The organism is Bacillus cereus group sp. TH152-1LC, assembly GCF_027710505.1.
Taxonomy (GTDB): domain Bacteria; phylum Bacillota; class Bacilli; order Bacillales; family Bacillaceae_G; genus Bacillus_A; species Bacillus_A mobilis.
The window spans coordinates 708,302-734,133 of record NZ_JAQFNK010000001.1; the positions used below are offsets into that span (position 1 = coordinate 708,302).

Below are 25,832 nucleotides of genomic sequence, written 5' to 3' on the forward strand. Positions count from 1 at the left end.
GGTTATTTCTTTAGATAGCCCTTGGTTCTCTCCATTTGATTTGTAGTATCTTCAATGTCTTTTTCATGAATATAGATAGCGTTATTAATTGTAGATTTAACTACTTCACTGCTGATGTTTAAGAATACGTCTGATTTAGAGAATGACACCAATTCATTAAGCTTGTGATTTAATTCTTCTAAACTATTTTCTTGGTTTAATACTAATTGAATGCCTGCTCTAGTATTATAATTACGCTTAAATTGTTCTTCACTGACACCTAGTCTCAACGCATGGTCTTTTTGCATTTCCCACTCATCTGATACTCTTTTTTCGTATTTAACAATATCTACATATGTTTTTTGAACACGTCCAATTAATGCCTCGACTTGGGCTCTTTCAACAGTAGAACCGTCAGTGCTAATCCTTGAATCATTTGCATCAAATGGTTCAAATCTATTGAATCCGCCATCCTTTAAACTTTTATTCCATGTAAAGTTCTTCACGCATCCTGCATATACTTCTTTTCCATCTGTAACATCGTATACATGATATTCCTTTTGTCCATCTACTTGTTTTTCTCTTGTTTCAAATTGAATGTTCATTTTAATTTCTCCTTTAATTGTTTTTTTATTTTTTTCCAAAAAGTTAAATCCTTTGAGATATATAAACCTTTACCATTCTGTATGTTTAAGGTTCTTTATTATTATAAGGCTATTTTGAATAAATGTATAAAAATATTTATATATTTGATTTACCGTTATAAAGAAAATAAAAAGCGCAGCGGTTTAAAAACCATTGCGCCTTAAATGTATTTGTATTATCTTGCTTATTTACTAGGAAAAATGCAATTAAGGAAGATACTCAAAAGAGTGCTCAATAACTTAGGTCGTCGAAGTACGGAACTCCCGCAGCTCGTAACCTACTTACTTCAGGAATATGGATTTTTCTAACGTAGATATCATCTGGTAGTAATCCGTTATCGTTCTTCTCTTCCCAATAGTATCCTAGTGCCTCGTAACCACTATGAGCTTTAATTACCGCTAAATATTCTCCGCTTTCGCTTCCTTTTTGTATTGAATAGTAGTTCATTTTAGTTTCCATTGTAGTTCCTCCGTAATCCAAGAATAATTATTTTTTTCAATGCCTGTGTTTAAAAAGATTATTTATTTACATTAAATTTCTCATATGTATCCATAAATAAGTCCCCTTAAAAAGCATTTCATAAATTATAATACAGGAACTAGATTTAGGTACAAAAAGATAAAAGTTATTGTTTTAAGCGAGAGAATCGATAATCTGCACTCATAAATGCAAAATCTATGTTTGGTTTATCATATAAATACTGAGAAAAAGGAGTTATTTTTCTATGCTTAATTTTAAATGACGTTCAAGATAAGGAATTAAATCAGAAAGAGTGATATCAATGTATTCTTCAAAGTCGTATGAATATTGATGGTTATTTATTTTTTCTACGGAAAGCCATACTTCCACAGTAGGAATATAAAATGATTTTGTTTTTCTTTTATTTTCGATGGAAAGCTCATTCTCTGTTGTGAGAAGTATTGATTTTTCTGTATCATGTGAAATGATTTCTAAAATGACAAAACCTAACTTACAATCATTTCTTTTAATGTTTTCCCTGATAGTGCCTGTGTATTTAAAATTAATGTTATTAATCTTTGCCCAATCCATTAATTCTTCTTGAAACAATTCATAATGAATATAATCTAGCATATGAAAGACATCTTTTTTCATGTATTATTCCTCCCAGCGTTGTTTTTCATATTATATAAGTTTGCATGTGAAAAGGGAAGGAAGGCTTATGTTAAGCGTGTGATTAATTGGGTATATTTGTATATGATAAAAAGGTTTCCTGATTTTACGTCGAAAAAAACATATGTTCTAAAAAAATTCTGGATTTGAGTAAATAGAGTTTGAAAACGTCTTAATATTAGGTTACAATATTCTTGTTTCCAAATTCAGAAATCGAAAAGGGGAATTTATGTTGAAAAAAGTATTAATTGGTTGTGCTGGTGTGTTTGGATTCCTGCTATTAACGGCAATCATATCCTTCTCAACCATCTGGACCCACCGTAATGAAGTTGTAGCTTTAGATGAAGGCATCAAGTCGCAGCATGTTGCGAATAAGAGTGAATATGATAAGATGTGGAAATCATTTAAAGAAATGGCGCAAGTTACGGATATGCAAGCAGATGATATTAAAAAGGTTTATACGGATATCATCACAGGTCGTTACAAGAAAGATGAAAATGTTCTAATGAAGATGGTTCAAGAAAACAACCCGCAATTAGACACAGGAGTTTACTCTAAACTTCAAACTCAGATTGCTGCTTCTCGTGAACAATTCAACAACAGTCAGAAAAACATCTCAGATAAAGTAAGAGAATACAATACTGCTGTTAGAAAATATGTCATTATGAATATAATTTTCAGATTTGAAGAAAAAGATGCGAACAAATATGTTGTAACTTCAGAAAAAACAGAAAAAACATTCGAAACAGGCAAGGACAACGAAATTAATATTAAAGGGGAATAATGATGTTCTGGATTCCAGCTATATTATTAGGACTAGCCTATTTTATTTTCGAATTTTGTACAACTCAGAACTGGCTTCGAGTAATCCTAGTCACCATACTTGGTTTTGCTTCTATGGGAATTATCATAGGGATAGACTATGCAGCAAAGACTAGGGCTACAGAAGTTCGGAGTGGTTATATAGAAGATTGGAGCCATGATGAAGAATGGGATGAATGGATTCCACCGAGTACAACATGTACAACGGATTCAAAAGGGAAACAAAGCTGTACAACTACTCCTGGTTATTGGGTGCATCATGATGCAGAGAACCATATTAAAACAACCGATGATGGTTGGATTTATGTTTCAAGGACACCTGATGGCAGAAGAATGGATGATTCGTTCCCAAATCATAAAAGTGAATTAGAAAAGATGTTTCCTTATAAAACTCCAACTGCTTCTACACATGCATATACAAATAAGGTTCAGGCTTCTTATAGTATTTATAAACATCCTGATATTGACTTGAATAAGTTTCCGGATTTGCCAAAATACCCATCAGAAGTACAAAATTATTTTTATGTAGATAGAATAGTAGGTAAAGTTCCAAATAAAATGGAAGCATTGAAAGTTTTAGCTCAAAAGAACACGGAGCTCAATAAAATGGTGCCTGACCCTGAAAAGCCTGGTAAAAAACGTTCATGGAAGCAGGTAAATCTAATTTTCGTGAATGTAGGAGACAAACCTGAAGATTATGGTTTTGCTCTACAGGATGCATGGCAAGGCGGTAACAAGAATGATTTTGTTGTTGCGTTTTCCATGAAAAAGGACGGGACACTTAATTGGGTGTATCCATTCTCGTGGTCAGAGGTAGAAATCTTAAAAATAGAGATTCGAGATTTCATGATGGAGCAAAAAGAGATAAAAGACTTTGTTCCTATTGTGGAAAAGGTAAGTGACATGGTAGCGGATAAGTTTAAAAGAAAAGAATTCGCAGATTTTGACTACTTACATATCGAACCTAGTAACGGTGCTCTTATTACAATATGGGTAATGAATATACTAATTGGTGCGATAGGGGTATGGTTCTCTGTAGCTTACAGACATGAATCCTATAACAATAGAAGAAGTTTCTAAAAGATATCGATTGAATTCGATATCTTTTTTATGAAAGATGGAATTTGGACGAAAAGAGGAATTTTTTTGGATAGGGTATTTTTAGAAAAATTATTAATCTGGCTTGGCATTATATTAGGGATTATATTTTTTGATATATTAATAGTTTTTTCTGCTAATGTGGAATACTAATAGAAATATAGAGCAATGGAATCACTTCCATTGCTCTTTTTGATGAAAATAAACCTTTTTCTGAAATTATATATATAATATAAAAAACAAAAACAATATCGGAGGTTATTCTCATGGAAAAACAAAATGATTTTAGAATGTTACTTATTGAACCAGAAGTGGATGAAATTATGGAGAAAGTACAAGATGTTCTATTTAAAGACCATCGAATGAATGAAGATAAGAACATTGCAGTAGAAGATATTTGGGGAGAAAATAACAATGTAACAGTAGATGGATTGCCACACTTCTTTCAAGATTTAAGAAATCGAAATATCATACAAACAACTTTAATGTTACATTTTAGTGTATATGATTCAGAATCAAGTTATGAAGATATGAATAGTCGTATTATCATATTTGATTCATTAAAACCAATATATGTAACATGGCATGATGAACTGATTGATGGAAGTAACTTTGAATATGAAGGATTACTAAAAGGAGGCTTTAGAAATCTGCTAACAGCTGTTTTAATGTATGAGAAACATAAGGAAATAACGATTGAAGATATTTAAAAAATAAATAGAAAGTAAAATAAGAGAGTCCAAATACATATTTGGGCTTTTTCTTATGATAAGCAGACACATAACCAAACAAAAAGAACGCCATTAGGCTTTTGTTCAGGAGGATGCGAATAGCATGCTCCTTTTGTAAATGTTCTCATAGAAACAAAATATAATTGATAGGTGTTGTCGGATGGATAGTAAGGATTGATTGGGAAAAGAAAGGGATATGTATTTCTAAGTGATTATAATCCTTGCTACTATAAATAAAGAAAGGTGAGGAAAGATAGGGTAAGATTTATGGTGATTAATACATAGGAATAGGAAGTAATTGTACATAGATAAAACGGAGTGCAGTAAACAATAATATATATATGTACAGGTATCTTATATACAATGTATATAAATAATATAAACAGAATGTAAAAAGGTTATATACACAACTTCGAGCGTAATAATGTATTTTGCTATGAGCAATTAGCGATGGTTTATTTAGTTGTTATAACAAAGCGAAGAAGTTTGCTTTCCCCATATAGAGGCGGGGATAAAAACATATAAAATCAACTAAATAAATATATATATTCCTCTTTACTAAAATGATGAAAAATTATATGAATGAGATACATAGAATATCGTCATAAGTTTGCGTGTTTAAATGAGGGTAAATAGGAATAGATAAGGAACAAAAACTCGAAACGAAGTGAAGAGTGAAATATATGAATAAGACTGAAAGAACAAATAGGAATAAATAGGGGTAAATAAGGAGGTTTAAAGAAACAGGAATCAACTTAGAACGAAGTGATAATGAACAAATGGAAAGGAAACAAGCGAAGCGCTGAATAGGCGACAGAAGCCCGGATACGGAGTGAAGGGCGGTGTTTTTAAAATAAAGAACTACGCAAGGCGTAGAAAGCAGCTCGCTGCTTTTTTATTACAATACATATATGTTTGTTGACAACAACTAGATGTCTCTTATTATATATAAAATATCAAAGGAGAAATAAGATATGTTGCTAACTAAAGAATATAAAGATAATAAGAAGCTTTCTAGCAAAACCGGAGTGGAAATGATGAATGTAAATAGTTTTGTGGAATTAATAAAGAATGAACTATTAAAGGAGACAAGCATAAGAAGTGAAGATGAATTTGAGCCTGTGGTAGTTAAATATATTCCTAGAGCTTGGAAGTGTCTAGGAACAGGTAATTATGCCGCAGTATTTATGCACAAAGAATATAAAGAATGGGTAGTGAAAGTTTACGCGCGAGAAGGAGAAGGCATTGACAAGGAGTCAGAAGTATACCGAAGAATTGGAAATCATCCTTCTTATTCGAAGCTTATATATAAAGGAGAAAATTTCATAGTATTGAAACGATTAAGAGGAATTACATTATATGATGCTATTCATAAAGGTATTAAAATTCCAAAGCAAGTAATCCTTGATATAAACGAGGCTTTACAATACGCAAGAGAACAGAGGTTAACTCCTTGTGATGTTCACGGAAAAAATGTGATGATGGAAAATGGAAAGGGATATGTGGTCGATGTATCGGATTTCTTAAAAACAGAAGAAGATAGTAAGTGGAAAGACTTAGAAAAAGCATATTTTACATTTTACTTGCCTTTCATTTATAATTTACCTTTCCCTGTTAAGATACCGTATTTCATGTTAAACATTGTTAGACGTTCATATAGAAAATATAAAAAGTTGAAAAAGAAATTTAAAGTGTAAAAGGACCGAATTCGGTCTTTTTCTTATGTTCAAAAGCTTTAGTAAAGATGAAAATGCCATATACTTTTATAAATCCAAAGAATCACCAAATGCGTTTTTATGCAAGTAATCAAATATTATTACGGAAAATACGGGTTTTTATATTCATAAGATGTATTTTTATAGATTAAGGTCGATGTGAATAATCATTTTTTTTACTGGTTATTTGTTTTAAAAGATAACTAAAAATGATGATATAATAATACAAAAAACAAAAGGAGAATTTTAAAAATGGGAGCACCTAAACATTACACAACACCTATCTATCAAGCTTTGAAAATAAACGCATATGGAACGGCTGGAAATTTCTTAGACCAATATGATGAAAAAAATAAATTAGTCGTTTTCCAAGAATACTATGGAATCATATCAGAAGGAAGGAATAATGAATTTATATGGAAGTGCATTGAAAAATTCCATGTTTTGCAATACGACAATACTATTACGTATCATAAATTTTTCAGAGATATCGAAGAACTTAAAAGTCATTCTAGAAGATTAAACTTTATGCTAAAATCTAGTATAAGAGACGACGCCCCTCATTTGTTTAAAAGTCATATGTTACCATGTGCACATGATAATAAAGTTGGACAAAAAACAGATATTATTATTGAATTATTAAAGCAAGGAGCTGACCCAAACGAAAAAATTGAACAATTCAAATTCCAAGGACGAACATTTTTAGAGAAAATAATCCAAAAAGAAGACAAAGAAATGTTTGATATTATATGGGAACATAGTCAAGAATCTGTATTTTTTGGAAACAATGATGATTATGACGTAATAATCTTGTTAGCAGAAAGTGGTTTATTAGAAGAATGGTTAGAAGATAAAGTTCAACAAATGAACCCAGAGCAGCAAGAAAGATATCAAGAAAATTTGTTATTAAATCTTATTAAACTAAGTGAAAGAATCAATTAGGAGGAAATGTCATGGGAAGAAAGAAAAATGGTCTATTAACGGAATTAGAAAAGGATAATCCTATTGGGAAATTTATAACAGGAGGACTATCTACAGTACAAATTATCGATAAACTAAAAGAAGTGGATTTCTTAACTGATAACTTAGAATTAACTCGTAGAGGGAAAGAATATGCTATAGGTAAATTAGAAAAAATGGATAGTGTTGAAAGAATCATGTTAGAAAAATTCATTTTAGAACATCACAAATTGAAACCAGAAGTGAATTATAGTGATAGTGATGAATAACAGTATAATTTTAAAGAGTGCAAATGCGCTCTTTTTTTATAATGAATAAAACAAATGATATAATTACCAAAAACAAAGGAGAAAATTTGTGGAAACTGTTATTTTTGAGACTATGGATAATATGAATATATGGAGAAGTTATATAGAAGAAAATCGCTTGAAATTTCTAATGGAACTTGGAGAAATAGTGGAAAAGATAGAAGAGTTAAATATAGATAGAATAAGGCTTATGAAAGAAGACTTCGAGCGAAACGAAGAAGATTTGCGTAACAGCAAGAAATACTTATATAAAGATATGAATTACAAGGTTAGTCTTTATACTTTAGAAATTATGTTTCGTATAGAGGATAAAATCATTCCACTAAAGAAAATGGAGATTTCAAACGAGTATCTATCGGATGAAATAACATCATTTGAATTTGTAGTAATAGGCGAACGAAAAAATGAATTTACAGTAAAAAAAGAGAAAGAAGAAGCCATAAAAAGATTTATGTCTAATCTAGGAATAACAATTGATGAGCAAATGGAAATCATTATGGAAAGGTTTTTTATTAGATTCTTCCCTGTATTAGAAAAAGCATATTTATATGAAACAAACATATTAGATAGACATTTAGCGAAATGTTGATGAAAAACTAATGTAATAAGAAACCTGTTTCTATGAAGTTTTGTAATTTTAATCAAAATCTGCATTTGTATACTATAATAGCAAAAAAACAAAGCTGCGAAATGCAGAAAGGATGATAAATATGGCGGAATTCAATCGAGAAGAAACAAACAAATTAAAAGAAAAATATACAAGTGATAATTGTTGGGCACAGGAATTGTTTAGGCTGTTTTATAAGCTTAATTGGCATCTACCTAATGAAATAACGGCTATGAGAGAAATTATGTATGAAAAAACAGGTGTTCGTGTAGTCAAACCAGGTAGTGCAAAAATTGTAAAAGATAGTTTCCGTCTGAGTGACCTTCACAAAAAAACATCCGATGGAGACCATGAAGATGATTTCGATTGGTCGAATTATGATAAGTAATTATAATTATAAAAAAATCTTGAACATTGTATTTGTTCAAGATTTTTGTTTGTAATGTGATTTTTAATTATTTCTTATTCCATTGCACTACACGAGTGCTGCTTTCATCATGTAATTCAGATACAGATTCTAGAGCTTTTTTTGTTTTATCTTTTAATTCTTCGTATATCATTTCTGTTCTCATTATCTGTTTTTTGATTGCTTGGATACTTTTATTAACTCCATCTGTATATTCAGGAGAATTCTTTAAAAGCAAAGCATCGTCATGTTTTTTCTTTGCTTCTATTATTTGGTCAATTAAGCGTTTGAATGTACCCTCGCACTCTTTAAGAATTCGGTCTTTAGGGATATCTATAAATTGTAAATACACGGAAATATCCTTTAAGATAGTTGTACTTAATTTATAAGAGTCTGTTTCTAAAGCTTGTTCTACAGATTCATCTAAAACTTTGTATTTTAAGTTTTTATAACGAATAATATCTTTTGAATCGATTTCTTCCTTTTGAATAATTCTCTCAAAGTGGTCTTTTACATAAAATTTTGCTTCTGAGTTTAAGTTTGAAGTAGCTTCAGCAGCTCTAAGAGATATTTGTACTATTGCTTTAGACGCTGCAAAAGCAGTTTTTTTATCAATAATGACTTGTTTTGTTAAATACACAATGGGTGATGTAAAAATATAAGCTAATGCTTCATCTGAAATATCTAAATCAATATTTTCTAAGATTTCTTCTTTGTGATTAGAGATATTAAGTTTGATTCCATCTTCCCATTTCTCTAATACTGCTTTTGTACCTGCTTCACCTAATTTTTTTGTAATAGCATTAGATAAAGGAAATAGCTTTCGAATATGACTTTCTATTTCTCTATAAGAAGAATGATTGTATTTCATAGAATCTTGAAAAGGATTTACCATATTGATAAATTGAATTAACTCCTCGTTATTTTCCGATAATTTCGCTAGAACGCTCTCTCTTGGGATGTAATTTTCATCTTTTTCTTCTCTCTTTTGTGCATTTTTATCCTCAAAAATTTCTAGTTCTAACATTTTAGCGAATGGATTATTTTTCATAATAATTCTCCTTAAAAAATATTTTTAATACTATACCACAATTATTTTGAATTAAATAAAAATAAATAAATATCGTGGGTATATTTATTTATTCTTAAAGTAAAATGAAAATTATATGCTATGATAGTAAAAAACAGAGGTGCAAATATGGAGCAGATTGTATTTGAAATGAAGGATGAAAAGAACGTATGGAACAATCATATTAAGGAAAATCTACTACGAATATTAATAAAAGCAGAAGAATTAGAACAAGTATTATTAGAATCAAAAGTATTAAATATGAAACTTACAAAGGAATACTTTGAAAAGTACAACATTGACTTATACACATTCGAGGTTAAAATTTCATATAAAAATACGGAAATAAACATTCAGAAGTTTGAACTTCTTAATTCAGTTGCATGGCAGCGGAATAACATCAAGTTTTTAAGAAATATGTTGGTTAATGGTGAACGAATCGATGAATTTTCAACAAGAGGTCAAGAATTCCTTATTTTTGCTAATAATAATTATTATTTGAACAGGGATGAAAATATTTTTAGTGAAAACATGTGCGTGGCATATGAAGGGCAAGAAATGTTTATATCTTGTTTTGAAAAACTAGAAGAAGAATACGTATATTCTCTCAATAAAATGCCTCGTAGATTCGAAAAACTAGAAACGGTGCATCCGGATGACTTACCATTTTAAAAAAGATATATAGGAAATTTTAAAAATAAACTTATGACAAAAGGATACAGCTATTGTATCCTTTTTAATAACGAAAGCAAAAAGAGGTGAATAAACATGGAACAACTACTGTTCTCTGTTGTAGATAAAAAAGAAATATGGAAAGAAACCTTTGAAGAAGACAAACTATTAAGGTTAGTACAAATAGGAGAAGTATTTGATGATTTTTTAAATATGGAAATACAGAAAATATCTCTTTATGAAGAGGATTATAATAAAACTCAAGAAAAATTACGAACACTTGAAATAGTTTTAGATGATAAAGGGAATGAAATTGTACTTAGATGTATTGAGATTATCAGTATAGATATATTGAAATTGCATCATAGATTGGGTAATTATGTTCAGATAGGTGGAAAAAGGGTAAGTCCGAACAAGGTAGAGAATGGAATTGCATTACGCAATTATATAGAAAACAGATACCAAGAAAAAAATAATTATCAAATTCTAAATTTAATAGTAAAGTGTTTGGATAATATCCAAAATGAATATCTCATAAAACAAGGTCATGAAATCATGAGAGGCTCAATTGTTTTAGGATGAAAAAACTTCGAATATGAAAAGTGGAGGAACCAGAAGTGAAACGACAAAAACTAGTTGCAAAAGGTGAAACAGCAATAGAATTATTACAAGAAATATCGGACCCAAATCGTTTTAAAAGAGCGGAAAAGTTGTATAAAGAAGCAATGGCGCTGCGAGAGAACAAGCATAACAAGAATAAGTGAATATGCACTATTTGGATATTCTAAATTCGTGTATCTATAATCTTTAAGTTTTTTGATGATAATATGGAGCAGAAAGAACTAAAAAAGACAAAAGGGATATATAATTCCTTTTGTCTTTTTTGAATTGATTTCTATTTTTGTTCTCTCTGTTTTTTGAATTGAGATAAAAGAATTGATATAATTACACCGCACAAAACATAAGAAATATTTAAAAATAATTCTGGTGTTTCAATCATTGGGAGTTCAAAATTCTTTGTTGTTTTAATAGTATGTACAGTGTCGTATACTATTTTAAGCGCAAACGTAATCACCAAAAAAATAACGATACGATTTAATAGTTTCATCACTCATTCACCTGTTTCCTTATTGTTAATGATAAAATCATTATAGCAAATTCAGAAACAAAAAAGTATAGAATCCAGAAAAACATTTTCACATATTTTAAGGTTTTTTGTTTTTTATATTTTTTGTATTAAACCTTACTATTCATTGGTGTTGGTAAAAGCACCGAAAAGAGACAACTTTTTTGCGAAAGAAGTTAAAAATAAGAAGCCTATATATAATCAATAGGCTTCTTGTGATAACTTTATAAAAAACTTAGTTATTATTGTTCAGATTAGAAATCATTTCTTCCATACCTTTTGCACCAGAGTCTATCCAATGCTCATACCAATCTAAAAAGCCATAGGGGATAGTATAATGACCAAAACCATATTTTACTTGGTGCATACCGTAACTAGCTGCTCTGCTATCATTCCATATGTTGCCGGATTCCTCTACAGTTAACGCTAGTACGTAATAATAACCACATCCTTCATGAGAAAGTTGAAGAAATTCTCCTTCGAACATTTCTGTTTGCAATTCGTCTTTTAAATCATCATTATTAACAGATTCAACTGCTGATTTTTGCAAAGGAATAAGACCATAATAAGGTCCAGGACCACCATTTCCTACAAATTTTAAAAATTCTCGGTATTCTTCAGGTAATGTTATCTTATGTGTATCCTCAAAATTCTTAATTTCTTCTTCCGTAAGAACTGGATTTAATCGGATATTTTTCTCGTTTAGTTTTCGAATGATGTTTCCTAATTGTGTAAAAATAGCTGATGATGATTTCATCTTTTTCAACTCCTGTTTATTAATAGTTGTAACATACTATGAAATGTATGCGAATAGCAACCAAAATAACAAAATAGAACGTTTTTGTGGAAAATTAAGATATACAAAAAACTATGTTATACTTATAATGAAATGACATAAATAAAAAAACATTGGAATGAGGGAGATTAAATGGATAAAACTATTTTATTGAGTTGTCCAAATTGTCACGCAAGACATAGTACAGAAGCTTGGACATATAAGACGAGAAAAGAACTGGATTTAGATGATATAGATATTGAAGATATTGTGCATATGAACCATATTGAAACATTATTAAAATCAGAAAATGAATTTTTCTGCCCAAGTTGTCATGAAAGCACACTAGCAAAAGTAATTTATGATTTCGAAAATAAAACCATACATGAAATTAAAGAGAAATTAACAAATATACTTATTCATTTACAACAAGCCGAAGAAGAAATAAATTTAAAAGGATTACAAGCTGAAGATAACAGTGAAATTCAAGTTTCATTTGAAGATGGAAAGTGGTATGTAAACACTTCTTCCTTGAATGATAATTGGGATAACTTTTCTGCTATCGATGAAGCATTAGAATATCTACTAAAATGTAAAGTAAGCTTATTTTTGTAAACTAGAACTAGTTGTTTAATCTAACTCGATGAAGGTACATAAATTAAAGAAAAATTTTTTCCTTACTAACTACTAGACAGAAAATGCTTAGCTATATCAATTGAAAATATAAATTATAAAGAAAACCAGTTAATAGAATAAATATTAACTGGTTTTTTGTATGTAGAATGTCGCTTAACGGAATCGATAGAAATAACCGTCTTTTTGTTCTCTTAATTTAGATAACCGAATAAGAGCATCTTTGTAATTATCAAGGATTTGGAATTCTTCTTGATTTCCATCCGTACTCTTATATCTATAAATCGTATACATATTAACAGTAGATACGTATTCGATTTTTTCTAAAGCTAATCCTTTAGGACCGTTCTGTTTTACGATGTCTTTCACAGTGTAAAATTCTTTGTTGAAAGAAATTACTTGATTCTTATTTACTCGTCCTTCAGTAGATAAGAGAACATTTTCAAATTGATATAACTGCGATGGTTTCAATTGATTTTCCTCAGGTACCACGGAAAGATTCAATACCTTTACAAGAGCTGCATTCAATTTGTTGTCATGAATGTTTTTGACCTTAAATAAGGCATTATCATCCTCGTAAATTTCATCATAAATCGTAATGTATTGTTCTGGATTAATAGCATCTTTCGAATAAATTGTTCTAAATCCATCTAATTCTGTTTTGTAATACATATTCAGTCACCTCAAAAAGTTTTACAGTTATTATACTTTGTTTTTGAGAGTCTAGGAGGAAAAATAAGAAAAATATTATGAATTAAGATAAGAAAGTGTCATACAAAAAGATGACCATTTAAACAGTCATCTTTTGTTGTTTTAAAAACAAATATCGTAGAAATAAGAAGAATTCAATATGTTTTAAAGATATTAATCCAATTGAAGTATATCTTTAGCCATAACCATTCTATCCTTCCAATATTGCGAGAACGTAGTGTAATTTACGCCTTTTGAAGTAGTAGCGTGTAATAAAGTGTTAGCATCAATATAAATAGCCACATGAGATACTTTGCCTACATTTTCAATATCAAAGAAAATTAAATCTCCTGTTTTTAGTTTATTCATATTCACTATTGAGCCAAGTTGTGATTGTTGAATAGATGTTCTAGGAAGTTGAATTCCACTTTCTCCAAATACCTTTTGTACAAAAGATGAACAATCGAATTTTTTATCTTTTTCATATGTGCCACCAAATAAATAAGGTGTTCCTATATACTTTTGACTATTATTAATTACGCTGGTTGCAATAAAACCTCTGTCTGTTGTGATAGAAACAGTTTGTGCCGTTCCTGACCAATCAACACGATATCCAAGTATTTCATTAATAAATCGTAATGGTAGCATGGTTCTGTTGTTTAAAACAAATGACTCAGGTAATTCAGTTTCCACGCCATTAACTAACGCCTTGTTGGTTCCTATAACGAATTCTATTGTTGTGCCCTTTTTTTGAATCGTTACCTTTTTGTCTAAGTTGCCAGAATATTGTACATTAGCTCCTGTGTCTTCAGAGATTCCTCTTATAGGTATAAATACTCGATTGTCTCGCATGATTGGTGTTTGGTCATATCCACGAGTTTCTCCATTTATTTTTACTTGAATTGAATCTGCGAATGTTTCTGTATTTGAAAATAAAAGAAACATTCCAAAAGCAGAAAAGAATAATGTTTTTTTCAAAACTTTCACCTCCAACTGACGGTTCAATACTAGACATTTTGAAATAAATCAATAAAAAGATAATAAAAGGTTTTCAGAAATAACAAGAATTATATAGAGAAGTCTTTTTATGAAAGGGGATATGGATTCGTTTTTGAATCCATGAACAACGATTATGAAAAAGCAAATTAAATTAGTTTCCACCAATGTATCTATTGCATTGGCTATGTTATGTTCTTCTGCTCCAGTACATGCTCAAAGCAACAAAGAGTCTGGAACAACAGAAGAAGAAATTAAGGCTCGTTTTGATAATATTGAGAAGGATACATATAAGAAAGAGATTCAACCATCTATGAAAAATGTAGTTACAACTAAGGCATTGGTAAGGTCTTTATCATTAGATGAACCTTCTTACTCTTATACAGCTTATGTACATAATAATGAAAGATTAAATTTACACTTAAATCCAAATGTTGATAGTGTAACGAACAGTACGGTATCACCGCAAAATCTTCAAGTATATCAAATACATGGAGAATGGATACAAGTCAATACATGGATGGGTCCTAGATGGATACGAAATGTAAATGGAGCTGTAGAAGAAATAAAAGCGATGCCATATAGGAAACAAATAAAATTAACAGAAAGAGTCTTTTTGTATGAACTGCCATTTGAAGAAACGAAAAGAACAGAATCAATCGCTCCACAAACTGTTCAAGTAGTAGGGAAATCAAAAAATGGATGGTTTAAGGTTAAAACATGGTTAGGGGAAAAATGGACATATACCACTTCAGGAGAAATTCAAGAACCACCTGTAAGAAACGATATTATTCTCCCTAAACCTATGGCTCTAAAAGCAGTTGTCAATGCAACAGACTTAAATGTGCGTAGTGCACCTTCTACTAATGGTGTCGTTTTAGGTAAATTGACTCAATATTCAAATATAGATGTGAAAGAAGTGCAGTCAGGATGGGCTACGATACAATACAACAATCAAACAGCTTATGTCTCTGCGGCATACTTAAATTTATATCAAGAGCCACAACCAGAAACAAACGTATATAAAGAGGGGACTATGCTGCTTAATAGTCAAAGTAGATTGAATCTATATAGAACGCCTTCTAGTGATACGTATGTAGGTGCTACAGTAGCTCCTCAGGTATTAACTGCATCAAGGCGTGTTGATAAATATTGGTATGAAATTCAAACATGGCTTGGACCAATGTTTGTGAATTTAGAAGAATCATCTGGTGCAGAAGCAACGGATGTAATTACGTATTCAAAAGGGACATTGAATCTGAATAAAACTACGGAAATATATGATTATCCATTTGCTTCTAGTCCAGTTATACAAGCAGTTGCAGCACAACCAGTTCCATATGTAGCAAAAACAAAAGGATATTATTTAATTGAAACATGGCTTGGGCAGAAATGGATTAAAAGTGAAGAATCAAGTTATCCTATTATTGATGGTGGTTCTTCCGAGGTTCCTATGAGTTCGTATAAAGTTACAACAACAAAAGGAAGTAACTACTACAAGGACTTAAATACTGCAAAGATTAATTTTGCTAATTCAACAGATAATGATGCATATTTAACAGTAAATGATGCTGTCATAGATATGAAAAGCGGTTTTGCAAGAGCGAATAAAGTAGCAGATATTTATAATCTATCAGGAAGCAAAGTTACCTATGTAGAAGCAGATACAGAAATGACAGTAACAAAAATTACAGATGATAAAGTGTATATTAGTTATGCTGGAAAAGATGGATTTATTGCAAAAGCAGATGTTAACTTAATTCCATTCGCAAAAGGAGAAAATCGTTCGTCATTTAAAAAAGATTCTAGAGGGAAGTTAATCCATAGAATCTATAAAGGAAATAGTAGTTATTATGATTTAGAAGTTGGTACTGCGCCGGATTATTTAGTAACAGGACAACAATATTACACATATAATCCGAAACAAATAGATGGGAAAGATAGTTACCAATACTTTATGTATATGCCAATTAGAATGAAAGCTTCTTACACAGCTGAAGAAATAGATAATTATATTCGTGCTAATTCTCCAGATAGTCCACTGATTGGTACTGGAAAGTATTTTGTAGGAGCAGCTAATAAATACAATATAAATGTTGGTTATTTCTTAGCACATGCGATTCATGAAAGTGCTTGGGGTAAAAGTAAAATTGCGAAAGAGAAGAATAATCTATTTGGATTTAAAGCGGTGGATTCAAATCCTTATGATGGGGCAGCAGCATTCGCTACATTAGAAGAAGGTATTTATTATTGTGCGGATTATGTATCTAAGAATTATATAAATACAAGCGATTGGAGATATAACGGAGGATTTGTGGGAGATAAAGCAGAAGGTATGAATGTTTATTATGCTTCCGATGCGTATTGGGGAGAAAAAATTGCAGGTTACATGAATAAATTAGACGCAATGTATGGAAATCGAGAAAGAAAAAAATATCCACTAGGAAAAGTGTCTGCTGGTGTAACTGCATATACGATGAGCAATAATAATCCAATTAATGCGAAAAAATTAGCTATAGGTACTTACGCTTTAAAACTATCGGAAGTTCAAACAACACAAGGAACTTTCTATCAAATCACTTCAGATGATGCAGTTTATAATAATCAATTGTATATCAAAGCATCGGATTTCAAAACAGTAAGTAGTTATTGATAAAACTATTTGCATTTAAAAGGATAAACTCACCTTAAATTAAGGTGGGTTTTCTTTTATATGAAATGAAGAAGCAAGGATAGTGTTTTCTGCATTAAGTCATTGATATTTTTTAATGATTTTTATATAATAAAAGCAACAATCAGAACATTTGTTCTTGCGGAATCGAGATGAAAAGATGAAAGAGCTATATAATGTAGATGTTGCAAAATTAGCTGATTATGAAATAATTGGTTTTGAACACGAAGAAGTAAGAGGAAAACAGGCATGTTCACATTGTGGAACGGCTATTAAAAACATATTCATTGTCTCAAACGGTAAAACCATCGTGAAACTAGGTTCTGAATGTGTGAAAAAGGTTGCAGAGAAAACAAATACAGAAACGTTAAAAGGAATTGAAAATGTTCCTAAAAAGTATCAGAAATCAGCAAAAAGAAAACTAACGAGCAAGGAAATGGATGATTTACTTCCGTTTTAACAAATGATATAAAAAACAAAAAACATATTACAAGGAGGAATAAATATGGATAAAGAAGCATTAGAATTCTACGTCAAAGAGTTACTTAGTGGTGAAGAAGTGAAGCTTTATGAAAAAGAACATGAAATACAATTCGAAAAACATCTTGAAGACATAGGTGAGTCTCAACATGTTAATAAAGACTACGGTTTTGACTATGTTGTTTTTTGGATTGGTTAAATGAAATTCTCTTTTAAAGGGGGATGATGATTATGGATTATGGTCAGTTAACTTTAGAACAATTATGTGGAAAATTATTGAACTTAGGATATCTTTTCCACCATACTCCAAATAAGGAAGAGTTACATAAGCAAGTTGAAGAAATAAAGAGAGAATTAAACAAAAGAATAGAAACTTAATTTTCAAAAGGAATAAATATTCATATAATATGTCGAATAATCCACCTAGATATAGCTTAAGAGGTTTTTCATGAAAAGAAGAATAAAACGTATATAATAGAGTTATAATTATTTAAATCCAAAATGGAATAGGGGAATATATATGACAAATGAAGAGATATTGAAATGCGCTCAGGGGTTGTTCGGAAATGATTTAGTTAAAAATGCTTATGCGGAAGACTTAAAAGACTATGATAAAAAATGGGATATAGTAACAGAAGATGATATTGACGTGTGTAGCTTGTCAATAATTGTGGAGTTTATAAATGGAAAAACAATAAAGATTTGGTCCTCCGGGTCAGGTGGGGTATCTCGTTACTAAATAATGTGTGATTTACTTCCAAGTAGTAATAAAAGCATTGTTTTGTGAAAAACTAGGGCAGGAAATAGTATGACTAAAAAATAGATATAACTAGACGAAAAACCGCAAAAATAATTTTTGCGGTTTATTTTTTATGATTCTATTTGCTCGATACTTTTTCAAAATCCCCTAGAAATTGATTAAACTAAGAAACTATCCTTTTACATGTATTGAAAATGAGATTCTGAAAAGGGATTTTTAATTTTTTTTGAAAAAGTTTCTCCTTAATTCCTAAATTTCTGTTTTAATCTAAAAAACAAAAAAACAATTCAGGGGGAACTAAAATGAAAACATGGAAAAAGACCTTTGCTAAAGTTACTGTGGGAGTTCTAACAGTTGGTATTGCGTTTGGTGGTGGTATGCATTACTACAGTGAACAAGCGAAAGCAAAAACAATTGAGGAGAATCATCGTAAAGCTGAATTATTAAAAGCGCAGCAAATTAAAGTATCTAAGATAATTACAGATAGACTTCGAGATGAGCTTAGAATAGGTGGTCCTGTAAATGATTTTAAATATACTTTTAATTCAGTAGATGCTTTCCATAAATCACTATTAGACAGTGAAGAGGATGGCATGGTAAAGAAAGCATTAAAAGAAGTTGCGAAAAAATTGATTGGAAAGGAATATAATGCTGACTTAAAAGCAACATATACTATGGACTATGTGTTTCCTGATAAGAAAGAATTTGTTAAAGTTGATGGTAAAAACATTACCATTTACTTAGACCAACCGAAATTAGATTTTAGGACGGATTTTGATAAATCGAGATTCGATACTGAAGTTGGTGTAGTATTGCAGAGTATAGAAAGATTAGTTCCATTTGTAAATTTCACTTATACGGACGAAGACAGAAGATTACTTTATCTAAAGGCTGTTGAAACAGGTAAAAAACAACTGATGAGCAAGAACAAAGAAGATGTAGAAAAATTGGAAGAAGACACAATTTCAAAAATAGAAAACTTCATTTCTGGTATGGTAGAAGCAGAAGGTTATAAAGTAAATGTTGAAAAAAGGTATGACCAATTAAAAATTTAACAATAAAAGCTTGAGAGAGAATTCATTATGCATATGAATTCTCTTTTTTTATTTTAAAATCCAAAATGGTTATTTTTAACAGCGAGGGATTTAGTAAATAAAAGCTTATAAAATCACATAAAAAAGAGATTTTTTTGTTGAAAATGTTGAAATCTGTAGTATAACTTAAAAAACTAAAAAAACTTTCCCTCAGACAGAAGACATCGGACAGAAAATAAAGGGAATAAAAAGGAGAATTCACATGAACTTAAAGTTAAAGAAAACAGAAAAAACAACAACTGGACTATCAAAAAGACAAATCGAATTGAAACTAAAAGGAAAAAAAGTAGTGTTATTTAGTAAGGTATTTGGCAAGGTAGTGCAAGAAACTGCTGTAAAAACAATTAGAGAAGGTTGGACGAAATTTAAAAATGCATCAGACGCTTTAAGCGAAGAAGCTAGTGTAAAAATTGTTCAGGCGGAATTAAACAGATTCAAAGAGCAGAAAATGAAACTAAAAAAACTTCAGGCAGATTATAAGGCTGTTAAAAAAAGATTGGATTGTCTAAAGAAAGATATTAGTGTTTATGACAAAAAGCAAATGCGACAAAATGCTGAAAAACTTGAATTAGACCAAAAGAGAGAAAAAATGGCACCTGAAAATCCTACTTATGAGTATTTACTGCAAAAAATCGATGATATAGAAGAATCTCTAGCAAGAGATGAGAAAAAGGTACGGAAAATTCAAGCAGATATAGAAGTTCTTAATATGGAGAAAGAAGAAATAATTTCTCGTTATGCAAAACTTAAACCACAACATAATGAAGAGTGGAATGAGTTTAAGAGAGCGCATAACATTGGAATTGAACAGAAAGAGGAACAACCGAATTTTCAACTTGTTGATTCTAATCCAATTGCACAACAAACTGAAAAAGTTTCTTTCGAAGATTTCACTGTTGATGAAGAACTATTCAAAAAAACACCTCGTAATCTAGCTTTTCTAGCTGGAAATCCAGCAACAAAAGCAAGAGCGAAAATCAAAGATGTTGAGGTGATTAAAGAGTCGTTGTTATTTGAAATTATGTACATGGCTCAAGAGTACGATTTAAAGCAGAACGACGGACTAGGATTATGGGAAAAAGATGGAGTTTCTGTTTGTTTTTATCAAGATGCTTACCTGATTTTTATTGAAAAAGACACAAATCAAGTAAAGGTTGCTGAATTCGATAAGCAAAATAGCAGACAAGATATCATTGGAGAAGGAACATCACTTAGAGATATTATTTGGAATGATGTTGATAAAAAACAAAACTATGAAAATCTATTAGTAAATATCTACAATGACATCATGGAATTAAAGCTGGCTATATAATAAATAGATTCGTGAAAAATAAAAAAACAAAAAACAAAAAAACAAAAAAACAAAAAAGGAAAAGAGGCAAAAAAATGAGAACACCAAAACACTTGGTACTAGTAGAAGATTTAGGATTTATGGACCCAGAATTAGATGTGTTAATTGCAAAATTAGCGCCAGAGGAAAGAAAAAAGATAAATCATCTACTTACTTCTAAAAATGTAAAAAGAGCAACAATTATTGCTGCTTTGTCTGCGATGGGATTTACTGGAGCAATGCAAGTAAAGGAAACATTTTCATCGTTTCCAACAACTTCATCGTCAGATACAAATCACGTAGCAAATGTTCAAAAAGCAAAGCAAGCTGATACAAAAGTTCTTGGAGAAGTAGTTTATTCACCAGAAAGTAAATTTGGTGTAAAAGGAGAAGACTTCAAAACTTCTGCTGGACATGAAAAAATTGGTACTCTTTATAAGTCACAGTCTGAAAAAGTAAAATACTCAGCTATTCGTCCTGTCTTAATGAAAGAAGGAGTAGCTGTGTCTACATCAGAGGTGAAAGATAATCAATTTAAAGAATCTGTTACCTACAAGGCTGCGGACCAAAAAGTATATGCACCAGATAAAGGAGAAGTTTTTCAAGTTTCTAAAGACGGTTTAGTAATCGAACATCAAAAAGGGAAATTAACATACTTCTCAGTAATGAAGGGAATCACACCTGCTGATTCTATAAAAAAGGGTCAAAAGATAGACCAAGCTACTTTTCTTGGTTCAGCATCGGAATTAGACTACTCTGTTGCTATGAATTACGATAGCAAAGCAAAAGAGTTTTATGAATTTGTTCATCCGAACGAATTCGTAGATATCGAAAAAAGTGATAACTTCCGTTATGCAACTGGGGAATATAAAGCAAAATCTGAACCAGTTATCAAGGCAAAAAGCGCAAGTCTACAAAAAGAACTTGAAAGCGAACTAGCAGAGCTTCCGAAAGAAGTGAAGGAATCTGTGGTGACTAGGGGTCTTGTTATTGAAAACAAACAACAAATGGCATCCCTAAAAGGAAATAAAGACTTCTATAGAGAAGAAAACCTCCCTATTCAATACTTAGAAAATGGGAAGGCAAATGTATCTCCAAAAGTAGAAGCATTACGTCCTATGCTAATGGCTGAATTAAAAAAGAAAGGATTAGAACGTTTTTGTGATTTCTTGTTAGCAAAAATTCAACAGGAATCAGGCGGAGATGAAAAAATTCTTTCAGCTGACCCAATGCAAAGTAGTCAATCGAAAAATGAGATTCCGGATTCAATTACGGACCCTAAAGAGTCTATTGAATATGGAGTAGCTCATTTTGAAAATATGATGAAGTTAAACAATATGTTTGACCCACTTGCATACGGTGATGTAAGACAAGCTATTCATTCCTATAATTTTGGTTCTAGGGTTTCAGTAATTGCAAAGAAAGAGGGAATCCCTTATTCTTTAGCATTTATGAAAGAACAATCTAGTAATCTTGCAAAAGAATATTATCAAAAAACAGGAATGGCACGTTTCAAACCGAACCATGATTGGCGCGGAGAAGCTGCATATGGTGACGTAACTTACGTTGCTAAAATCTTTAATGTCTTTGAACCATCTAAGGACTGGGAAAGTCGTTCAGAAGAAGCTATTAAAGAAGCTCACCAAAAATTAGAGGAAAAAGAAAAGCAAGAAAATGCGGTTAAAAAGGCTGCACCAGTTGAGAAGAAAGAGGAAGTTAAAAAATCCGAACCAGTTGAGAAGTCAGCATCTGCTGAAAAGAAAAAAGAGGTTCAGAAACCTGCAAAGGGAAATGGTAATGGTCTACCGTATGAACTGTATGATGGATTTAAAAACAATCAAGCAGCGGTTATTGCAGAATACAAGAAAGAAGAAGATAAACTTAATAGTATTTCTTCTGATTATAAAACAACTACACTTACAGAATTACCAGATTCTAAAAGCTTAGAGGGAGTTATCATTGCAATAGATGCAGGACATGGTAAACATGATACAGGAACAGTTGCACTTGATGGGCATCACGAAGCGGATGACACAAAAAATACTGCTGATTTTGCTGAAGAATACTTCAAACGACAAGGAGCAACTGTTATCAGGGTTCGTAAGAATAACGATGACTTTGTTCCAGTTGTAGAAAGAGGAAGAATCTTCAACAAAAATAATGTTGACATGGCATTTTCATTCCATGAAAATTCAGCAGATAATCCATCTGCAAATCGTTCTGAAGTTTTGTTTAAAGCGGGACATCCTGAGAGTCAACGATTAGCCGAAATTACAACAGGTTATGTAAAACAAGCATTGCCTAAGGTTCAAAGTGGAAAGGCTATTTCAAGGTCAGATTTAGGAATGTTCAATGCAAGTAAGAGACCAACGGTAATTTTGGAACCATATTTCGTTTCTAGTCCTTATGGAAATGATTTATCCAAAACAGATAATGCACTGAAAAGTGTAGCATTAACAACGGTTTATGCTGCATATGAATACCTAGGAAAAGAACTTCCAAAGGAAGAAGTGAAAAAAGAAGAAGCTCCTAAGGATTCTAAAGAAAAAACAAAAGAGAATAAATCTGAAACAAAAGAAACTCCGAAAGAAGAGAAGAAATCTTCTGGAGTGACAGAAGAAATTGAGAATTTCATTTCTAACGTTTTCAAAAAAGACAAAGAAAAAGAAGAGCCTAAAAAAGAAGAACCGGTTAAACAAGAAGAAACGAAGAAAGAGGAAACTTCTAAAGAGGAACCTAAAAAAGAAGAAACTAAAGAAGAAGATTCAAAAAAAGAAGAAACTTCTAAAGAGGAATCCAAAAAAGAGGAAACTAAGGAAGATGATTCTAAGAAAGAGGAAACTTCTAAAGAAGAATCTAAAAAAGAAGAATCTAAAAAAGAAGAATCTAAAAAAGAGGAATCTAAAGAAGAGGAATCTAAAGAAGAACCAGTTAAAAAAGAAGAAACTTCTAAAGAGAAATCTAAAGAAGAATCTAAGAAAGAAGAGTCAAAAGAAGAAAGTAAAAAAGAAGAATCAAAAGCTGTCAGCGTGAATACAAATGATAATGTAGTTCATTATGATTTTGTAAATAAAAAACAAGTTGCAACAGCTTCTCCTAAAGAGGAGAGTACAAAAAATGAAACAAAAGAGTCTGCTGATGATGTATCATTCGTTTGGGACTTTGTACAAAAAAACAGAACGCGTGTGTAATAACACATGCGTTTTTTTATTTTTATAAAACAAGTTTTGAAATTCAGAAGTGGAAAGACGAACGAAAACAACGTTTGTAATTTATAAAAGAATTTATAAAAGAATTTATAAACGATATGAATAGAAAATAATTGAATCAGAAAAAGCAATGGGAGAATGAACACCATTGCTTTTTCTATTGATATATGAACTACGTACTTCTCAAACTATTTTTAGTCTACTTTAATCCTTTGATAACATTTTTATTTTGCATATTTTTCGCAAATGCATCTACACTGCTCTGTGATGTTCCAACACTGAAATTATAATTATCATGCTTTGCACTAAACCATAAAGCTATTTTAATGTTTGGGTATTTTGTAGGTATTTTTGCAAAGAAATCTGAAATGAATTTTGCTTTACTACCACCGTTTTCTACGCTACCAAATTCACCAATCAACATAGGTTTGGATGAAAAGGCACGGCTATAGTCATAATAAAGATTTTCATATAAAGAATCAAAGTATAAGAAACGACTAAATGTTCCATTTCCGAAATTATAAGCTGTTAACCCTATCCAATCTACATATTTGTCTCCTGGATAATACATCGTCGCATGATTCCATTCGTAATTGGGTGAAGATGAAATATTCGGATTCCAAACGAAGTAAGCATTATTTGTGTTATTTTTCCGGAAAATATCTACAAAATGACGATAGGCAAGTTTATATAAATCCGGGTCATTATAGTTGTTTTGGTGACTCCATTGCGCCCAACTTCCATTCATTTCATTTCCAAAACGAATAAAAACAGGACCATTTAATTTTTTAATTTCTTGCGCCCAGTTTTGAATATTAGAATCATATTTTCCAGAAATAATGTCTCGTGTAATTTGTGGATTTTTAACACCATTTCCCTGTTCTAATAAAAACGTTACAACAGGTAAACGTTTCTTATTAAGAAGTTCTTTTGTGTATGAATCAAAGTTAGAATCGATTGGTTTATAGAAGAACTGTGAACCAATATCACTTTTTAATTTACTACTCAACAACTCAACATCACGACTATTTGATGTATATAAACCCATCATAAATGAATTTTTAGGAATACGTAGTGAATTCCCTGGATAAGAATAAGAAATATCTGGATTACTTAGTTTTGTTGTCTTTTTTAAATCAAATTTTTTAGGTGTTGTAGCTTGGAAAGTTGACGCGATATACAATAAGTCTTTTCGTTTTTGTGCATAGTGTTTGTCACTTGTTTTAAGCTGGAACGTGTAAACAAAGTTTCCTTTTTCAACAAATAAATACGCATATTTGTTCATATCATCAGAAATTCCTTTGATTACAGGTCGGCTGTATTCAACTAAACGGAATTTTCCATTAGATTTGGACCAACTAGAATCTTTTGTGATGTATTTTTTAATATCGGCGGTCGTTTTAGATATATACGCAGCATTCGTCGAATAAATTTGAGCTGTGTTTTGAACTGTAATATCTATTCTGAAATTATAATGATACAAACGTGCATAATTTGGAATTTGATGAGCATCTAAATTCCATGCATAGGGATAATAAAATGTATAACCAGAATACACATTTTTAAAAAATGCTCCTTTAACAGGCTTTCTATATAAATAATACGTATCACTTGGATTTGAACTTTTACTTTTAGATTCATCAGTCCATAAATCTAAAAGTGGTGTGGTTGAAGCAGCTTGTACATTCGTTACTTGAACAAACAAAGTTGGTAACGCAATAGAAGCTATTAAAATTGGTTTAATAAATCGCATATAAACTCCTTTCTTTTCATAGTATATAAGTTTTACCCATTAAATAATTTAATAACGAGTCTTAAATTCCCTTTGTTTTAAATGTTCGGTTCTCTGAAAACAGAGGAAGTTCCTCATATCTTTTGTTTATTAATAACATTTAAATTAAAAAAAGCAGCGAATTTTATTTTCG

At 30.8% G+C, this 25,832-nt stretch carries 29 protein-coding genes; 20 read left to right on the forward strand and 9 right to left on the reverse strand.

The genetic code is table 11. The features are described from left to right. Window positions 1-2: 2 nt before the first annotated feature. From PDL00_RS03705 to PDL00_RS03715, 3 genes are all read right to left on the reverse strand, one after another. Window positions 3-584, reverse strand: coding sequence for a hypothetical protein (locus tag PDL00_RS03705; RefSeq protein ID WP_270726518.1), 582 nt, complete (start codon window positions 582-584; stop codon window positions 3-5). 271 nt (window positions 585-855) lie between these two features. After that, entirely contained in the window at window positions 856-1,083 is a 228-nt protein-coding gene (locus tag PDL00_RS03710; RefSeq protein WP_270726520.1) for a hypothetical protein, read from the reverse strand. 255 nt (window positions 1,084-1,338) lie between these two features. Beyond that, window positions 1,339-1,737 carry a hypothetical protein gene (locus tag PDL00_RS03715; RefSeq protein ID WP_270726522.1) on the reverse strand — a complete coding sequence of 133 codons (399 nt, stop codon included), beginning with the start codon at window positions 1,735-1,737 and terminating at the stop codon, window positions 1,339-1,341. A gap of 250 nt (window positions 1,738-1,987) precedes the next feature. Here PDL00_RS03715 and PDL00_RS03720 point away from each other — a divergent pair, with 250 nt between their 5' ends. The 8 genes from PDL00_RS03720 (at window position 1,988) to PDL00_RS03755 (ending at window position 8,384) form a co-directional block, all read left to right on the forward strand. Beyond that, on the forward strand, window positions 1,988-2,539 hold the full coding sequence (locus PDL00_RS03720) for a hypothetical protein (RefSeq protein WP_270726525.1): 552 nt from the start codon (window positions 1,988-1,990) through the stop codon (window positions 2,537-2,539). Between the two features lie 2 nt (window positions 2,540-2,541). Further along, on the forward strand, window positions 2,542-3,657 hold the full coding sequence (locus PDL00_RS03725) for a hypothetical protein (RefSeq protein WP_270726527.1): 1,116 nt from the start codon (window positions 2,542-2,544) through the stop codon (window positions 3,655-3,657). A 284-nt stretch (window positions 3,658-3,941) separates the two neighbouring features. Then, window positions 3,942-4,385, forward strand: a complete 444-nt coding sequence (locus PDL00_RS03730; protein WP_270726530.1) for a hypothetical protein — start codon at window positions 3,942-3,944, stop codon at window positions 4,383-4,385. 1,055 nt (window positions 4,386-5,440) lie between these two features. Beyond that, the gene (locus tag PDL00_RS03735; protein ID WP_270726534.1) at window positions 5,441-6,103 is read left to right on the forward strand and encodes a serine/threonine protein kinase; all 663 of its coding nucleotides are present in this window, start codon (window positions 5,441-5,443) and stop codon (window positions 6,101-6,103) included. 270 nt (window positions 6,104-6,373) lie between these two features. Beyond that, window positions 6,374-7,063, forward strand: coding sequence for a hypothetical protein (locus PDL00_RS03740; protein WP_270726536.1), 690 nt, complete (start codon window positions 6,374-6,376; stop codon window positions 7,061-7,063). An 11-nt stretch (window positions 7,064-7,074) separates the two neighbouring features. Then, the gene (locus PDL00_RS03745) at window positions 7,075-7,350 is read left to right on the forward strand and encodes a hypothetical protein (RefSeq protein WP_270726539.1); all 276 of its coding nucleotides are present in this window, start codon (window positions 7,075-7,077) and stop codon (window positions 7,348-7,350) included. 88 nt (window positions 7,351-7,438) lie between these two features. Further along, window positions 7,439-7,978, forward strand: a complete 540-nt coding sequence (locus PDL00_RS03750) for a hypothetical protein (protein WP_270726541.1) — start codon at window positions 7,439-7,441, stop codon at window positions 7,976-7,978. 121 nt (window positions 7,979-8,099) lie between these two features. Beyond that, window positions 8,100-8,384, forward strand: a complete 285-nt coding sequence (locus PDL00_RS03755) for a hypothetical protein (RefSeq protein WP_270726544.1) — start codon at window positions 8,100-8,102, stop codon at window positions 8,382-8,384. A gap of 67 nt (window positions 8,385-8,451) precedes the next feature. Here the strand turns inward: PDL00_RS03755 and PDL00_RS03760 are convergent, their stop codons facing one another. Continuing rightward, complete coding sequence (locus PDL00_RS03760) at window positions 8,452-9,453, reverse strand: hypothetical protein (protein WP_270726546.1); 1,002 nt, start codon at window positions 9,451-9,453, stop codon at window positions 8,452-8,454. Between the two features lie 147 nt (window positions 9,454-9,600). Here PDL00_RS03760 and PDL00_RS03765 point away from each other — a divergent pair, with 147 nt between their 5' ends. The 3 genes from PDL00_RS03765 to PDL00_RS03775 all read left to right on the forward strand — a co-directional run bounded on the left by PDL00_RS03765 (window position 9,601) and on the right by PDL00_RS03775 (window position 10,907). Then, complete coding sequence (locus PDL00_RS03765; RefSeq protein WP_270726549.1) at window positions 9,601-10,143, forward strand: hypothetical protein; 543 nt, start codon at window positions 9,601-9,603, stop codon at window positions 10,141-10,143. A 96-nt stretch (window positions 10,144-10,239) separates the two neighbouring features. Beyond that, window positions 10,240-10,725: a hypothetical protein gene (locus PDL00_RS03770; protein ID WP_270726552.1), complete on the forward strand. Its 486-nt coding sequence runs from the start codon at window positions 10,240-10,242 to the stop codon at window positions 10,723-10,725. Window positions 10,726-10,760: 35 nt separating this feature from the next. Further along, window positions 10,761-10,907 (forward strand): hypothetical protein, encoded by a 147-nt coding sequence (locus PDL00_RS03775; protein ID WP_270726554.1) that lies wholly within the window; start codon window positions 10,761-10,763, stop codon window positions 10,905-10,907. Between the two features lie 131 nt (window positions 10,908-11,038). Here PDL00_RS03775 and PDL00_RS03780 read toward each other — a convergent pair whose 3' ends face one another. Together PDL00_RS03780 and PDL00_RS03785 are read right to left on the reverse strand one after the other, a co-directional pair. Next, on the reverse strand, window positions 11,039-11,251 hold the full coding sequence (locus PDL00_RS03780; protein WP_270726557.1) for a hypothetical protein: 213 nt from the start codon (window positions 11,249-11,251) through the stop codon (window positions 11,039-11,041). A gap of 253 nt (window positions 11,252-11,504) precedes the next feature. Further along, a complete protein-coding gene (locus PDL00_RS03785; RefSeq protein ID WP_270726560.1) occupies window positions 11,505-12,026 on the reverse strand; it encodes an SMI1/KNR4 family protein in 522 nt (173 codons plus the stop codon). A gap of 171 nt (window positions 12,027-12,197) precedes the next feature. On the opposite strand from PDL00_RS03785, the gene PDL00_RS03790 reads away from it, so the two are divergent. Further along, window positions 12,198-12,659 (forward strand): hypothetical protein, encoded by a 462-nt coding sequence (locus tag PDL00_RS03790; RefSeq protein ID WP_270726562.1) that lies wholly within the window; start codon window positions 12,198-12,200, stop codon window positions 12,657-12,659. A 174-nt stretch (window positions 12,660-12,833) separates the two neighbouring features. Here the strand turns inward: PDL00_RS03790 and PDL00_RS03795 are convergent, their stop codons facing one another. Together PDL00_RS03795 and PDL00_RS03800 are read right to left on the reverse strand one after the other, a co-directional pair. Continuing rightward, window positions 12,834-13,349 (reverse strand): hypothetical protein, encoded by a 516-nt coding sequence (locus PDL00_RS03795; RefSeq protein WP_270726564.1) that lies wholly within the window; start codon window positions 13,347-13,349, stop codon window positions 12,834-12,836. Between the two features lie 192 nt (window positions 13,350-13,541). Beyond that, entirely contained in the window at window positions 13,542-14,345 is an 804-nt protein-coding gene (locus tag PDL00_RS03800) for a C40 family peptidase (RefSeq protein ID WP_270726568.1), read from the reverse strand. A 154-nt stretch (window positions 14,346-14,499) separates the two neighbouring features. On the opposite strand from PDL00_RS03800, the gene PDL00_RS03805 reads away from it, so the two are divergent. From PDL00_RS03805 to PDL00_RS03840, 8 genes are all read left to right on the forward strand, one after another. After that, entirely contained in the window at window positions 14,500-17,016 is a 2,517-nt protein-coding gene (locus PDL00_RS03805; RefSeq protein WP_270726570.1) for a glucosaminidase domain-containing protein, read from the forward strand. A 178-nt stretch (window positions 17,017-17,194) separates the two neighbouring features. After that, window positions 17,195-17,494: a hypothetical protein gene (locus tag PDL00_RS03810; protein ID WP_270726572.1), complete on the forward strand. Its 300-nt coding sequence runs from the start codon at window positions 17,195-17,197 to the stop codon at window positions 17,492-17,494. 45 nt (window positions 17,495-17,539) lie between these two features. Beyond that, complete coding sequence (locus tag PDL00_RS03815; protein ID WP_270726574.1) at window positions 17,540-17,713, forward strand: hypothetical protein; 174 nt, start codon at window positions 17,540-17,542, stop codon at window positions 17,711-17,713. Between the two features lie 32 nt (window positions 17,714-17,745). Next, the gene (locus tag PDL00_RS03820; RefSeq protein WP_270726577.1) at window positions 17,746-17,892 is read left to right on the forward strand and encodes a hypothetical protein; all 147 of its coding nucleotides are present in this window, start codon (window positions 17,746-17,748) and stop codon (window positions 17,890-17,892) included. Window positions 17,893-18,034: 142 nt separating this feature from the next. Then, window positions 18,035-18,253 (forward strand): hypothetical protein, encoded by a 219-nt coding sequence (locus PDL00_RS03825; protein ID WP_270726578.1) that lies wholly within the window; start codon window positions 18,035-18,037, stop codon window positions 18,251-18,253. A 323-nt stretch (window positions 18,254-18,576) separates the two neighbouring features. Beyond that, on the forward strand, window positions 18,577-19,329 hold the full coding sequence (locus tag PDL00_RS03830) for a hypothetical protein (protein ID WP_270726580.1): 753 nt from the start codon (window positions 18,577-18,579) through the stop codon (window positions 19,327-19,329). A gap of 241 nt (window positions 19,330-19,570) precedes the next feature. Beyond that, entirely contained in the window at window positions 19,571-20,680 is a 1,110-nt protein-coding gene (locus PDL00_RS03835) for a hypothetical protein (protein WP_270726581.1), read from the forward strand. Between the two features lie 74 nt (window positions 20,681-20,754). Next, on the forward strand, window positions 20,755-23,889 hold the full coding sequence (locus PDL00_RS03840; protein WP_270726583.1) for an N-acetylmuramoyl-L-alanine amidase: 3,135 nt from the start codon (window positions 20,755-20,757) through the stop codon (window positions 23,887-23,889). A gap of 217 nt (window positions 23,890-24,106) precedes the next feature. Here the strand turns inward: PDL00_RS03840 and PDL00_RS03845 are convergent, their stop codons facing one another. Then, entirely contained in the window at window positions 24,107-25,660 is a 1,554-nt protein-coding gene (locus PDL00_RS03845; RefSeq protein WP_270726585.1) for a glycoside hydrolase family 26 protein, read from the reverse strand. Window positions 25,661-25,832: the final 172 nt, after the last annotated feature.